Origin of the sequence: Streptomyces misionensis, assembly GCF_007896895.1 — a bacterium.
GTDB lineage: Bacteria > Actinomycetota > Actinomycetes > Streptomycetales > Streptomycetaceae > Streptomyces > Streptomyces misionensis_A.
Genome location: NZ_VOGW01000060.1, coordinates 23,071 through 35,395 on the forward strand (window position 1 = coordinate 23,071; position 12,325 = coordinate 35,395).

Genomic DNA, 12,325 nt, shown 5'->3' on the forward strand with positions numbered 1-12,325 from the left:
GGTTCACGGGAGCGGAGTAGCCGTACTGCTGACTGTCGTACTCGTACTCGCCGCTGCGGCGGAGGCTCTCGGTCATGGAAGAAGCCTCCCCGGCGACCATGAGAGCTTCCTGAGTGCTCGCTGAGAAGCCCGGCAGAACCTCGTTTGCCCGATATAAAGAAGCCTCTCGGCGGCTCCGGACCGGCTCTCACCGGTCTCTCGGACGAGGCCGTCAGGCCCCGCAGCCACAGGAGGCGCGCACCACCAGGCGGGAGGGGAACGTCTTCAGCCGCTCGCGCCGGGACCCGGCCACCCGCAGTCCGTCGTCCAGGACCAGGTCGACCGCCGCCCGGGCCATCGCCGAGCGGTCCGAGGCGACCGTGGTCAGCGGCGGGTCGGCGAACGCGGCCTCCTTGATGTCGTCGAAGCCGGCCACCGCCAGCTCCCGGGGCACGTCGATGCGCAGCTCCCGCGCGGCCCGCAGCACGCCGATCGCCTGGTCGTCGGTGGAGCAGAAGACCGCCGGGGGCCGCCGGGGCCCGGCCAGGATGTCAAGGGCCACCCGGTAGGCGTCGTAGCGGTTGTACGGCGCCTCGAACAGCCGGCCCTCGGTGCTCAGGCCCGCCTCCGCCATGGCCCGCTTCCAGCCCTCGACGTGGTCGGAGACCGGGTCGCCGACGGCGGGGGTGTCCGCGGTGCCGCCCATGCAGGCGACGTACGGGTGGCCGTGCTCCAGCAGATGGCGCACGGCGAGCTGGGCGCCGCCGAGGTCGTCCGTCACCACGGCCACGTCGTCGATCGCCTCGGGGCGTTCGTGCAGCAGCACCACCCGGGCGTCCCAGGCGTCGATCTCGGCGGCGGCGAGGTCGTTCAGCGCGTGGCTGACCAGGATCAGTCCGGAGACCCGCATGCCGAGGAAGGCGCGCAGATAGTGGACCTCGCGCTCGCTGACGTAGTCGGTGTTGCCGACCAGGACCATCTTGCCGCGCTCGGAGGCCGCCTGTTCCACGGCGTGCGCCATCTCCCCGAAGAAGGGCTGGCGGGCGTCCGGGATGATCAGCCCTATGAGGTCGGTGCGCCGCGACGCCATCGCCTGGGCGACCCGGTCGGGGCGGTAGCCCAGCTCCTTGATCGCGGCGAGTACACGCTCGCGCGTGGCCGGGGCGACCGGCCGGGGTCCGTTGTTGATGACATAGCTGACGACGGCGGTGGAGGTTCCCGCCAGCCGCGCCACATCATCCCGAGTCACCTTGGCCACGCGCGGAGTCTACGCGGATTGACCCAGCTCGGGCAGGGTGTTCCGGCCGCTGGTGAGACGTCCTCCGTGCGCGGCCGACGCTTTCGTGCGCGGACATGGCGAGAATTCGCCGGAAGGTGTGACGGATCAGGCGTCCGCGTGGACCTGGGCCTCCGCCGGTGCGGTGGATGCGCCGTCGTCGTCCGCCTTCGTCCGCTTCGCCTCGGCCTTGCCCTTCTCCTCGCCCCGCTCCCCCTTCTCCGGGGTAACGAATCGGTAACCGACGTTCCGTACGGTGCCGATCAGGGACTCGTGCTCCGGGCCGAGCTTGGCGCGCAGCCGCCGTACGTGCACGTCGACCGTCCGGGTGCCGCCGAAGTAGTCGTAGCCCCACACCTCCTGGAGCAGCTGGGCGCGGGTGAAGACCCGGCCCGGGTGCTGGGCGAGGTACTTGAGCAGCTCGAACTCCTTGAAGGTGAGATCGAGGACGCGGCCCTTGAGCTTGGCGGAGTAGGTCGCCTCGTCCACGGACAGGTCGCCGTTGCGGATCTCCATCGGGGAGTCGTCGTGGGTGAGCTGCTGGCGTCCCAGGGCGAGCCGCAGCCGCGCCTCCACCTCGGCCGGCCCCGCGGTGTCGAGCAGCACGTCGTCGATGCCCCAGTCGGCGGTGACGGCGGCGAGCCCGCCCTCGGTGACCACGAGGACCAGGGGACAGCCGGGACCGGTGGAGCGCAGCAGCTGGCACAGGCTGCGCACCTGCGGCAGGTCGCGGCGGCCGTCGATCAGGATGACGTCGGCGCCGGGGGTGTCGACCAGGGCCGGTCCCTCCGCGGGGGCCACCCGGACGTTGTGCAGCAGCAGGCCGAGGGCGGGCAGGACTTCTGCCGACGGCTGGAGGGCGTTGGTCAGGAGCAGCAGAGAACTCATATATCTGGTTCCTCCTCGGTCCCTGCGAGAACTGTGCGGACGGGCACTGCTCTTGCGTTCCCGAAGGCCCCGTACACCGGCGGTCACCCGGGGGGCACCGCTGTATACAACGCTTCCGAAAGCACAAAAGGACCCGGTGGCTACGCTGCCCGAGTCCTCTGCCCAGCAGAATAGCCCACATGAACAACCGCCCGGCAGGTCATGTGGCACGTTCCACCGTACGTCCGGATGACGAGACGGGCAGACGGGGCCCTGTCCGGACATTTCTGCGTACGGCCGACGGAATACCGGTCGAGGCCGTGTACGAGCCGGGTCCGGCCGCGCCCGGCACCGGCACGGTCCTGGTGGTCGCGCACGGCTTCACGGGTGACGTCGGCCGGCCGCACGTGCGCCGGGTGGCCGCCGGGCTCGCCCGGCACGGCGCCGTCGTCACCTTCTCCTTCCGCGGCCACGGGCGCTCGGGCGGGCGCTCCACGGTCGGCGACAAGGAGGTGCTGGACCTCGCCGCCGCCGTCGCGTGGGCACGTGGCTTCGGGCACGAGCGGGTGGCGACCGTCGGCTTCTCCATGGGCGGCTCGGTGGTGCTGCGGCACGCGGCCCTGTACCCGGGCACCGTCGACGCGGTGGCCGCGGTCAGCGCGCCCGCCCGCTGGTACTACCGGGGCACCGCCCCCATGCGCCGGCTGCACTGGCTGGTCACCCGTCCCGAGGGCCGTCTGGTGGGCCGCTACGGCCTGCGCACCCGCATCCACCACCGCGACTGGGACCCGGTGCCGCTCTCCCCGGTCGAGGCGGTCCCGCGGATCGCCCCGACCCCCCTGCTCATCGTCCACGGCGACCGCGACGGCTACTTCCCGCTCGACCACCCCCGGATGCTCGCCGAGGCCTCCGGCGGCCACGCCGAACTCTGGCTGGAGCCGGGCATGGGCCACGCGGAGCACGCGGCGGACGACGCCCTGGTGGACCGCATCGGGGACTGGGCCGCCCGCCGGTCCGGCTAGCCTGACCCTGTACTTACTGACATTCCCCAGCCGTTCGACGGCCGCGAAGGCCCGTCGACCGCCGTCGATTGAGGAACGAGATGCCCAAGGTCACGGTGCGCTACTGGGCCGCCGCCAAGGCCGCGGCCGGAGTCGCCGAGGAGCCGTACGACGCGGCCACGCTCGCCGACGCGCTGACCGCCGTGCGCGAGCGGCACCCCGGTGAACTCACCCGCGTTCTCCAGCGCTGCTCCTTCCTGATCGACGGCGACCCCGTCGGCACGCGCGCGCATGAGACGGTACGGCTGGCCGAGGGCGGCACGGTCGAGGTGCTCCCGCCGTTCGCAGGAGGGTGAGCCGATGAGCGACCAGCCGTACCAGGGCGGCCCGTACCAGGGCTACGACCCGCACCAGCAGCACCCCCAGTGGCCGGGCCACCCCTCCGCCCAGGGCGGTCACGACCCCGACGACACCCAGCACTGGCAGGGCCAGACCTGGGAGACCCAGACGCACGCGCCGGTCCAGCCGGTGCGGGCGGCGGAGGAGACGGCGTACCTGCCGCCGGTGGGGGAGTTCCAGGGGCAGCCGCAGCAGTATCGGCAGCCTCCGCAGTACCAGGAGCCGCAGCAGCGGTATCAGCAGCCGCAGCAGCAGTATCAGCAGCCTCAGCAGTACCAGCAGCAGCAAGGCGTTCAGCAGCAGGGCTTTCCGCAGGGGCAGTACGCGGGGTCGTACGGCGGCGGGATGCCGCAGGGGCGGCCGCAGCCGCAGCAGATGGCTCAGCCGCAGCCCCAGCCCCATCCGCAGCCGATGACGCACTCGGGCGCGCAGCCGATGCCGCAGCCGGTGGCGGCACAGCCGCGACCACAGCCGCAGTCGGTGGCGGGGCCCGCACCCGCTGCCACGTCTCCCGCGTCGGCCGGGGTGGCCGCTCCCGCGGCCGGTGCCTCCGAGGACGAGCCCTCCTACGGCCCCGCGACGCTCGCCGGCAACGCCCGGATCACCGACGCGCAGCGGGCGCGGCTGGAGGGCCGCTCGCCGATCATCGAGCCCGGGATGCAGCCCGCGCTGCTCACGGCGCTGCTGGGCCTGCTGCTCGCGGGTGCGGCCGGGCTCGGTTCGTTCGCGCTCGTGGTCCCGCTGGTGGTGCTCCAGGCGGTGACGGCGGCGGGCTGGTTCCGGCTGAACGGCATGTGGCCGGCGCGGCAGGGCATCGCGCTGGCGTTCCTCGGCGGGCTGGCGGCGGACGCGGCGGTGCTGGCTGCGGGCCGCGGTGACGCCCCGGCGGCGATCCTGGGCACGCTCGGCGTGTGGGTCCTCCTCTCCCTCGTCCTCCAGCTCCGCTCGCACGCCTCGCCGGACGAGCGGATGTACGGCCTGATGGCGACGGTCGCCTCGGCGGCGCTGGCGATCCTGGCCACCGGCTACCTGGGCGCCGACCGGCACGCGGCCTGCGTGGGCGCGGCGGCGGTGGCGGTCGCCGCGCTGGCGCGCGCGCTGCCGCTGCCGACCCCCGCCTCGATCGTGGTCTCCCTGCTCGCCGCGGCGGGCGCGGGCATCGCGGTGGGCGGCATGACCGGCTTCGGCACCAAGGGCGCCCTGCTCGGCGCGCTGGCCGCCGTCTGCGCCCTGATCGGTCACCGCGTCGCCAGCTACGACTACCCCTCCCGCTTCGTCCACTTCACCGCGGGCGTCGCCCTGCCCCTGTCGGCGGCGGCACCGGTGGTGTGGGCGCTGGGCAGGGTGCTGGGCTAGCCGCGAGGCGGCCGTCAGCGCACCAGCTCGATCAGCCGGCCGACCGCTTCGGCGAGCGGCCGGCCCACGGTGCCGACGGCGGCCGCGATCTGCGCGAGCGACGCCAGCATGAGGCCCCGCTCGCGCAGGGCGCCGCGGTCGGGGACCAGCTCGGGCAGGGCCTCCTCGACGGTCCGGGCCTGGTCCTCGGTGAGGTGCTGGTGCAGGCCCCGCAGGTGGCGGGTGAGTTCCTCGACCGCGGCGCGGAGTTCGGGATCGGGGGAGGCGCCGTAGGCGGTGCCGAAGTTGAAGCCGATGTTGCCCTGGCCGCCGTTCATGTTGGCCACGGGTCCGTAGTTGTTGGTCGTTCCGTCGCTCACAGCTTGAACCCCGTGTTCCCCCGGCCGCCGCTCATGTTGACGACAGGGCCGTAGTTGTTGGTGTTGTTGCTGTGGTACTGGTGCACGATCTCCGTGAATTCGGCTTCCGGGTGGTTGATCGCGTGCACGATCTGTCCGGCGATGCGCTGGAGTTCGTCCAGGCTCGGCAGGGTCACGACCAGCTGGGCCCCGCCGGCCGTCTCGACGGCGAGGACCGGTTTCCCCCGGGCGAAGAGGTCCTTGCAGAGGAGGCACGCCAAAGCGACCAGGAGGACGAACAGGGAGCCGCCGGCGCGCAGGTCGCCTCCGCTGCTGCCCAGCTCCAAGGCCGTGATCACGACGATGCCCAACAGCCACATCAGAAGGCGGCCGGCGGCCGACCACCGGTCGGGTTTGGCGATGTGAGGGTTGACCAGGGTGATGTTGCGCAACGGAATGGCCGCCTCTCCGATCCACAGCATGCGCCCGCGAACGCCGAGGACGAGAGTCTCGTCTTCGGCGGGCGTCTGCGGAGGATCGGGCGGTACGGGCGGTACGGGCGGTGGATCAGGCGGCGGTGGTGTGCCGCTGTCGTCCGGAAAGCTCATGAGTCCCCCTGGGAACGCTCCGGCCATCCAGTGTGAACGCGCGTCCATACCAAGGGAACCCAAAGAAACCCGCTACTCGGCGCGGAGGCGGGATCTGCCTCCCGCACGGTCAGCCGACCTTGATCTCGTCCACGAACGCCGCCCAGGCGGGGGCGGTGAAGAGGAGGGGGGTCCGGGTGGTGTCCTTGCTGTCGCGGACGGGGACGACGGAGGGCAGGCTGTCGGAGACCTCGACGCAGGCGCCACCGTCCGAGTTGCTGTAGCTGCTCTTGCGCCAGGTCAGAGTGCTGAGGTCGATGGCTCGCATGGCACTTCCTCCAGGCGCTGGGGGGGTTGATTACGACGCCGACTTCGTCCCGCGTACGAACGCCTCCCAGGTGGCGGCTGTGAAGAGGAGGTGAGCCCGGGTGGTGTCCTTGCTGTCGCGGACGGGGACGACGGAGGGCAGATCGTCGGAGACCTCGACGCAGTTGCCGCCGTCCGTGTTGCTGTAGCTGCTCTTGCGCCACGTCAAGTTGCTCAGGTCAATGGCTCGCATGGCCGTTCCTCCAACATTCGCAAGATGAACGTGCGCGACTCGGCGGTGCTCAGTACCAGGTCACGCAGGTCATCATAGGCGCGGTGCAGGCTCTCAACCTTGCTTCTTTCTTCGATGAGTTCGCCCCGGACATCGTTTTCGACGTAGGCCACAGCCCGGCCGTCCGGCATCCGCATGAGCATCAAGTCGGTGTTCACGATGGCGTGGAGTCCGAAACCGAAGGGCAGCACGTAAATGGAGATGTTGGGGCGTTCGCCCATCTCCACGAGATGTTCCAGTTGCTCACACCATGCTTGGGTGTCCGGTAGGGAGTTCCGCAGTACCGCCTCCGAGAGGATCGCGCGGAACGACGGTGGATCCTCCGCGTCCAGCACCGCGCGTCGTCCCAGCCGGGCACTGACCTGTTGCTCAAGTTCCTGGCCGCGAAGGCCACCCGCTGCCAGTGCCTCCGTCGCGTATGCAGCGGTCTGGAGCAGGCCCGGCACCATGGTCACCGAGTACTGCCATAGAACCGCCGCCTCGGCCTCCAAGGCCATGTACTGCCGGTACCGCTCGCGGAATTGCGCGGTGTCGGCCTTCGCCAGCTCCCACAGCGTGAGCAGTTTGTCGGTCGTGGCGTAGAACGTGTCCAGGGCCATCACGACCTCCGGCCCCGCGAGTGTCTGCCCCCTCTCCATCTTGCCGAAGAGGGACGCGTCCCAGCCCGCGAGGTCGGCCAACGCACGTAGTGACAGGCCGCGTTGGTCGCGCAGTAACCGCAGTTCCTCGGCGAAACGAGCCCTCGGCTCCTGGCTGCGACCCGTGATCGCTCGTCGTTGCGGCACCGCGCCCTCCCCGGCTGTCGAATTTGCGGCAGGTGGCCCGTACGTGCTGGCAGGTGGCGCCGATCCGTGCGTCTCCGCCTCCGCGCTGGGCCATTCTCGTATCAACCCAGGAGTACGCAGAGTAATGCAACTGGCGCATTCCGTATAGATCGTGAGCAAAGGAGCAAACGTGACGGGAACCGATCCGGCCACCCCCGAGGCCGGGCACACCCTCTACGACCGCGCACGCCTCAGCGCCGAGGTGCGGATCGCCAACGAACGCGCCGTGGCCATGCCGCCGGACCCGGAGGACCTGAGCCGGCCGCCCCGCCCGGTGCCCGGCTGCTCGACGTGCCTGACGCTCGCGGAACGGCGCGCGGCGGCGCGGGCGGAGTACGACCGCAGCGCGGAGACGGACGCGAACGTGCTGCTCCGCAAGCACCAGAGGCAGGAGCACCGCGGATGACCCGGCACCCCGCACCAAAGGGGGACCGCGCCCCGCTCAGCCCCGGGTACGCGATCCCGCCGCCGTTGTTCCCGGCGACGCCGGTCCCGCGTCCGCCGGAGCCGGTGGTGCCCGCTCCCCGCCCGGTCGCCGCACCGCCGCGGCACCGCATCTCCCGCGGGTTCGACGGCGCGTTCGTGTCCGGTGTGCTGACCCTGTTCAGCCTGGCGAGCCTGCTGGTGGCGATCGCCGTCGTGGCGGTCTGAGCGAGCCGGGCTACGCTTCCCGCATGGCGAAGAAGCTCGTGATCAAGGTGACGGCAGGGGCCGATGCCCCCGAGCGCTGCTCGCAGGCGTTCACGGTGGCGGCGGTGGCCGTGGCCAGTGGGGTGGACGTCTCCCTGTGGCTGACCGGGGAGTCGTCGTGGTTCGCGCTGCCCGGGCGGGCCGCCGGGTTCGAGCTGCCGCACGCGGCCCCGCTGCCCGACCTGCTCGACTCCCTCCTCGCGGCCGGCCGCGTCACGCTGTGCACCCAGTGCGCGGCCCGGCGGGAGATCACGGAGAAGGACGTCATCGAGGGCGTACGGATCGCGGGCGCGCAGGTCTTCGTCCAGGAAGCGCTGGCGGACGACACCCAGGCGCTCGTCTACTGAGCCCGTTACCGGCGCGGGCGCTTCTTGCCGTCCAGCTCGTCCCACCACTCGTCGGACTCGGGGTCGCCGGAGGGGTCGTCCCACCAACGGTCCTCCGGCCCCCGCCGGTTGGCGATCATCGCCGCGACCGGCGGGATCACCATGGCCACGAGGCACATGCCGACGGCCGCCGGGACGGACCAGATCCGCACGACCCCCCACGCCAGGACGAAGAGGCCCACACAGATCCCCATCATGGCGAAGTACACGTGACGTCGCCGTGCGTACATGTCTCCAGGGTAGGACCGGGTGGCGGGTTCGGCTCCATGGTGGAGGGCGGCCCGTCCGTGGGAGCGGTGGGTGCGAAGGCCAGGCGGGGCGGGTGGCGGCGAGACGGCGGACGGAGTCCGGCGCGGCGGCCCCGAAGCCTGCGAAGCAGTGCGAGGGACGCGTCAGGGAGGGGTCACGTGACGTCGCCGTGCGTACATGTCTCCAGGGTAGGACCGGGTGGCGGGTTCGGCGCCATGGTGGAGGGCGGCCCGTCCGCGGGAGCGGTGGGTGCGAAGGCCGTCCGGTGGGCGCTGCGTCGCCTGTCACAACTGATCGACAATTCGCCGTACCCCCGCCCGCGCGGCGTTACCGTGGCGTAGCCGTGCCACGCCGACCCGGGGGAAAGACCACATGCGCGCCCTGCGAATACTGCTGATCCTCGTCGTCGTCCTGGGCGGGCTGTTCGTGATCGTGGACCGGGTGGCGGTGCACTTCGCCCAAGGGCAGGCGGCGGACAAGCTGAAGGCGAACGAGAACCTGGCGTCGACGCCGGACGTGAACATCAAGGGCTTCCCGTTCCTCACCCAGGTCGCGGGCGGCTCCCTGGACGACGTCGAGGTCGGCATCAAGAGCTACGACGCGGCCACCGGCGACGCCGACAAGACGATCCGCATCGAGGACCTGAAGGCCGACATGAAGGGCGTCTCCTTCTCCGGCGACTACAGCTCGGCCACCGCCTCCAGCGCCACCGGCACCGCCACCATCTCCTACGCCGAGCTGCTGAAGACGGCCAAGCCGGAGCCGACCGAGGTCCTGCCCGGGATCAACGCCCAGGTCGTCAGCCTCGCCGACGGCGGCAACGGGAAGATCAAGGTGACGGCCAAGGTGAGCGGCACCGTCGCGGGCACCATCCCCGTCAACCGCACCGTCTCCGTCCTCAGCACCGTCAGCGTCGTCAACGACAAGGTCGAGGTGCACGCCGACTCCCTGCCCGCCGTCACCGGTCTCTCGCTCGCCGAGGACCGGGTCCGCACGATCACCGACTTCCAGCAGGCCATCGACCGGCTGCCCGGCGGCATCAAGCTGGACAAGGTGGAGGCCGCCCAGGACGGCGTGCGGATCACGGTGCGGGGTTCGGACGTCAAGCTGGCGGGGTAAGGAGCCCGGGGACCCGGAATCCCCGCTTCGAACGCCGTTCGTCCGAGGGGCGAGACGGTGATGTCCGTACCGTAGATGCGAGGACGCGACGCGAGCGCCCGGAGGCCGTGGGTCGGCCGACCGGGCGCTTTTTCGTCCCGCCATCCGGACGATCGCGTCTCGCCATACGACACACCGGTGACACGCGCGCCCCGACGTCCCTACGATCGGCACCATGAAGCGACAGGCGGATCTCACGAAGCGGCGGGCAGTCGACCTGTGCCGCGTCGCCGCCATGCTCTGTCGCCCCTTCTGAGCGGAAAGTCCGAGACCTCCGCGCCTTCACCCCGCCCTGCTGGGCACCCGTGCGCCGCCCGCACTCCGGGCGCGCCCCTTCGTACCCGCACGCCCCGCCGTAACTGCCCCGGAGGAGAAAGAGCATGAGTCGCAGCGACGTCCTGGTCGACGCCGACTGGCTGCAGGAGCACCTGGACGACCCGACCATCGCGATCGTCGAGGTGGACGAGGACACGTCCGCCTACGAGAAGAACCACATCAAGAACGCGATCCGCATCGACTGGACCAAGGACCTCCAGGACCCGGTGCGCCGCGACTTCATCGACCAGGAGGGCTTCGAGAAGCTCCTGTCGGAGAAGGGCATCGGCAACGACCACACGGTGATCCTCTACGGCGGCAACAACAACTGGTTCGCCTCGTACGCCTACTGGTACTTCAAGCTGTACGGCCACGAGAACGTCAAGCTCCTCGACGGCGGCCGCAAGAAGTGGGAGCTGGACGCCCGCGAGCTGGTGGCCGGCGACGAGGTGCCCGAGCGCGCCCGGACCGAGTACAAGGCCAAGCCGCAGAACAGCGCCATCCGCGCCTTCCGCGACGACGTCGTGGCGGCCATCGGCAACCAGAACCTGGTCGACGTCCGCTCGCCCGACGAGTTCTCCGGCAAGCTGCTCGCCCCGGCCCACCTGCCGCAGGAGCAGTCCCAGCGCCCCGGCCACGTGCCGACCGCCCGGAACATCCCGTGGTCGAAGAACGCCAACGACGACGGCACGTTCAAGTCGGACGAGGAGCTCAAGGAGCTCTACACCGCCGAGAACGTGGACCTCGCCAAGGACACGATCGCCTACTGCCGCATCGGTGAGCGCTCTGCCCTGACCTGGTTCGTGCTGCACGAGCTGCTCGGCGTGGAGAACGTCAAGAACTACGACGGCTCCTGGACCGAGTACGGCTCCCTCGTCGGTGTGCCGATCGAGCTCGGCGCCAACAAGTAAGCGACCCCAAGCGACCTCTGGAGAAACAGCATGTGCGGAGCGAAGGCCGGCGGCCCCGACGCCTCGACGATCAAGCCCGGTGAGACCACCATCCAGGGCCAGGTGACCCGCGACGGCGAGCCGGTGACGGGCTACGTCCGTCTGCTCGACTCGACCGGTGAGTTCACCGCGGAGGTCCCGACCTCGGCGACCGGGCAGTTCCGCTTCTACGCGGCCGAGGGCACGTGGACCGTCCGCGCGCTGGTGCCCGGCGGCACCGCCGACCGCACGGTCGTCGCGCAGCAGGGCGGGCTCGCGGAGGTCGCCATCGCCGTCTGACCGGCAGCGCGAAGAAGGGCCGTACCCCTGGGTTGGACGCCAGGTGGGGTACGGCCCTTTTCGGCATGCCCGAGGCCCCGCCCGGCCGTACGGGCGGGCGGGTGCCATGGCGGCCACGCGGGCCGCAGAGGTCACGAAGGCGCCAGAGGGCGCGTGGTGCGGTCCCGCGAGGGCGGCGTGCGGGCCGTGCCGTTCCCGCGGACGGTCGTGCTCCAGGAGCGGCTGCTCGGCTGAGGCCGACCTCGGAAAGAGAGCCGGCGCCAGGCCGCGTAAGCTGGGCTGCGGCTCTGTCGTATGCCCACCCTCGCTCAAGGAGCACCCGTGGAGATCTTCTTCGAAACCCTGCTGGTCCTGGTCTGCGTCGGCGTGCTCGCCTTCGCCTACCTGACCGTGAAGAAGCTGTACCAGGGCCAGCGCTGACCCTCCCACCAGGAAAGCTCCGCTCATGATCGAGATCCCGTCCGACCTGCACAAGGACCTCGTCCCGCTCGCCTTTCTCCTCGGCAACTGGGCCGGCGCGGGCGTGCACGACTTCCCCGGCTCGCAGAAGTGCAACTTCGGGCAGGAGGTCACCTTCGGCCACGACGGCCGGGACTTCCTGGAGTACCACTCCCACACCTGGGTCCTGGACAACGACGGCAACAAGGTCCGCCCGCTGGAGTCGGAGTCCGGCTTCTGGCGGATCGACGCCGACCGCAAGGTCGAGGTCACGATGACCCGCGACGACGGCACCATCGAGATCTGGTACGGCGAGATGGCCGACAAGAAGCCGCAGATCGACCTGGTGACGGACGCCGTCGCCCGGACCGCCGCCGCCCGGCCGTACACCGGCGGCAAGCGGCTCTACGGCTACGTCAAGAGCGACCTCATGTGGGTCGGCGAGAAGCAGACCCCCGAGGTCGAGCTGCGCCCCTACATGTCCGCCCACCTGAAGAAGGTCGTCACCCCCGAAGAGGTCGAGCGCTGGGCCAAGGCCCTCCCGGACGACATGCCGGACGACGGCATCGCCTTCTTCAAGTAGGCCGCGGGCCCCGAGCAGGCGCCGCGCGGCACCCGACGGACTCTCCACGCGG

At 71.0% G+C, this 12,325-nt stretch carries 18 protein-coding genes and 1 pseudogene; 11 read left to right on the top strand and 8 right to left on the bottom strand.

Going from position 1 to position 12,325, the window contains the following annotated elements; all coding sequences use genetic code 11:
* Positions 1-211: 211 nt before the first annotated feature.
* On the bottom strand, positions 212-1,237 hold the full coding sequence (locus tag FRZ03_RS10860) for a LacI family DNA-binding transcriptional regulator (protein ID WP_146464939.1): 1,026 nt from the start codon (positions 1,235-1,237) through the stop codon (positions 212-214).
* A gap of 126 nt (positions 1,238-1,363) precedes the next feature.
* Positions 1,364-2,143, bottom strand: coding sequence for a response regulator transcription factor (locus tag FRZ03_RS10865; RefSeq protein ID WP_146464940.1), 780 nt, complete (start codon positions 2,141-2,143; stop codon positions 1,364-1,366).
* 179 nt (positions 2,144-2,322) lie between these two features.
* On the opposite strand from FRZ03_RS10865, the gene FRZ03_RS10870 reads away from it, so the two are divergent.
* From FRZ03_RS10870 to FRZ03_RS10880, 3 genes are all read left to right on the top strand, one after another.
* The gene (locus tag FRZ03_RS10870) at positions 2,323-3,144 is read left to right on the top strand and encodes an alpha/beta hydrolase (protein WP_146464941.1); all 822 of its coding nucleotides are present in this window, start codon (positions 2,323-2,325) and stop codon (positions 3,142-3,144) included.
* Positions 3,145-3,224: 80 nt separating this feature from the next.
* Positions 3,225-3,479, top strand: a complete 255-nt coding sequence (locus tag FRZ03_RS10875; protein WP_074992850.1) for a MoaD/ThiS family protein — start codon at positions 3,225-3,227, stop codon at positions 3,477-3,479.
* Positions 3,480-3,483: 4 nt separating this feature from the next.
* On the top strand, positions 3,484-4,878 hold the full coding sequence (locus tag FRZ03_RS10880) for a hypothetical protein (protein WP_146464942.1): 1,395 nt from the start codon (positions 3,484-3,486) through the stop codon (positions 4,876-4,878).
* Between the two features lie 14 nt (positions 4,879-4,892).
* Here the strand turns inward: FRZ03_RS10880 and FRZ03_RS10885 are convergent, their stop codons facing one another.
* The 5 genes from FRZ03_RS10885 to FRZ03_RS10905 all read right to left on the bottom strand — a co-directional run bounded on the left by FRZ03_RS10885 (position 4,893) and on the right by FRZ03_RS10905 (position 7,186).
* A complete protein-coding gene (locus FRZ03_RS10885; RefSeq protein ID WP_261398863.1) occupies positions 4,893-5,237 on the bottom strand; it encodes a hypothetical protein in 345 nt (114 codons plus the stop codon).
* Positions 5,234-5,698, bottom strand: coding sequence for a DUF6232 family protein (locus tag FRZ03_RS10890; protein ID WP_146464943.1), 465 nt, complete (start codon positions 5,696-5,698; stop codon positions 5,234-5,236). The genes FRZ03_RS10885 and FRZ03_RS10890 overlap by 4 nt, the downstream gene beginning before the upstream one ends.
* A gap of 235 nt (positions 5,699-5,933) precedes the next feature.
* Positions 5,934-6,131: a DUF397 domain-containing protein gene (locus FRZ03_RS10895; RefSeq protein ID WP_146464944.1), complete on the bottom strand. Its 198-nt coding sequence runs from the start codon at positions 6,129-6,131 to the stop codon at positions 5,934-5,936.
* A gap of 30 nt (positions 6,132-6,161) precedes the next feature.
* A complete protein-coding gene (locus FRZ03_RS10900; RefSeq protein WP_146464945.1) occupies positions 6,162-6,362 on the bottom strand; it encodes a DUF397 domain-containing protein in 201 nt (66 codons plus the stop codon).
* A complete protein-coding gene (locus FRZ03_RS10905; RefSeq protein ID WP_146464946.1) occupies positions 6,344-7,186 on the bottom strand; it encodes a helix-turn-helix domain-containing protein in 843 nt (280 codons plus the stop codon). Before FRZ03_RS10905 ends, FRZ03_RS10900 begins: the two co-directional genes overlap by 19 nt.
* 169 nt (positions 7,187-7,355) lie before the next feature.
* Here FRZ03_RS10905 and FRZ03_RS10910 point away from each other — a divergent pair, with 169 nt between their 5' ends.
* Genes FRZ03_RS10910 through FRZ03_RS10920 form a run of 3 tightly spaced genes read left to right on the top strand, consistent with a single transcriptional unit; the run spans position 7,356 to position 8,262 of the window.
* Positions 7,356-7,631 carry a hypothetical protein gene (locus FRZ03_RS10910; protein WP_146464947.1) on the top strand — a complete coding sequence of 92 codons (276 nt, stop codon included), beginning with the start codon at positions 7,356-7,358 and terminating at the stop codon, positions 7,629-7,631.
* The gene (locus FRZ03_RS10915) at positions 7,628-7,876 is read left to right on the top strand and encodes a hypothetical protein (protein ID WP_146464948.1); all 249 of its coding nucleotides are present in this window, start codon (positions 7,628-7,630) and stop codon (positions 7,874-7,876) included. Before FRZ03_RS10910 ends, FRZ03_RS10915 begins: the two co-directional genes overlap by 4 nt.
* Before the next feature lie 23 nt (positions 7,877-7,899).
* Positions 7,900-8,262 carry a DsrE family protein gene (locus FRZ03_RS10920; protein ID WP_146464949.1) on the top strand — a complete coding sequence of 121 codons (363 nt, stop codon included), beginning with the start codon at positions 7,900-7,902 and terminating at the stop codon, positions 8,260-8,262.
* A 5-nt stretch (positions 8,263-8,267) separates the two neighbouring features.
* On the opposite strand, the pseudogene FRZ03_RS10925 reads toward FRZ03_RS10920, so the two are convergent.
* A pseudogene (locus tag FRZ03_RS10925) lies at positions 8,268-8,543 on the bottom strand (DUF3099 domain-containing protein); the annotation flags it as partial.
* 379 nt (positions 8,544-8,922) lie between these two features.
* On the opposite strand from FRZ03_RS10925, the gene FRZ03_RS10930 reads away from it, so the two are divergent.
* The 5 genes from FRZ03_RS10930 (at position 8,923) to FRZ03_RS10955 (ending at position 12,273) form a co-directional block, all read left to right on the top strand.
* A complete protein-coding gene (locus FRZ03_RS10930; protein ID WP_146464951.1) occupies positions 8,923-9,669 on the top strand; it encodes an LmeA family phospholipid-binding protein in 747 nt (248 codons plus the stop codon).
* A gap of 214 nt (positions 9,670-9,883) precedes the next feature.
* Entirely contained in the window at positions 9,884-9,964 is an 81-nt protein-coding gene (locus FRZ03_RS41175; protein WP_350751515.1) for an Ms5788A family Cys-rich leader peptide, read from the top strand.
* Between the two features lie 124 nt (positions 9,965-10,088).
* Positions 10,089-10,934 (top strand): sulfurtransferase, encoded by an 846-nt coding sequence (locus FRZ03_RS10940; protein WP_146464952.1) that lies wholly within the window; start codon positions 10,089-10,091, stop codon positions 10,932-10,934.
* A gap of 30 nt (positions 10,935-10,964) precedes the next feature.
* The gene (locus FRZ03_RS10945) at positions 10,965-11,252 is read left to right on the top strand and encodes a DUF1416 domain-containing protein (RefSeq protein ID WP_004986406.1); all 288 of its coding nucleotides are present in this window, start codon (positions 10,965-10,967) and stop codon (positions 11,250-11,252) included.
* Between the two features lie 445 nt (positions 11,253-11,697).
* Positions 11,698-12,273, top strand: a complete 576-nt coding sequence (locus FRZ03_RS10955; protein WP_146464953.1) for a heme-binding beta-barrel domain-containing protein — start codon at positions 11,698-11,700, stop codon at positions 12,271-12,273.
* Positions 12,274-12,325 lie beyond the last annotated feature (52 nt).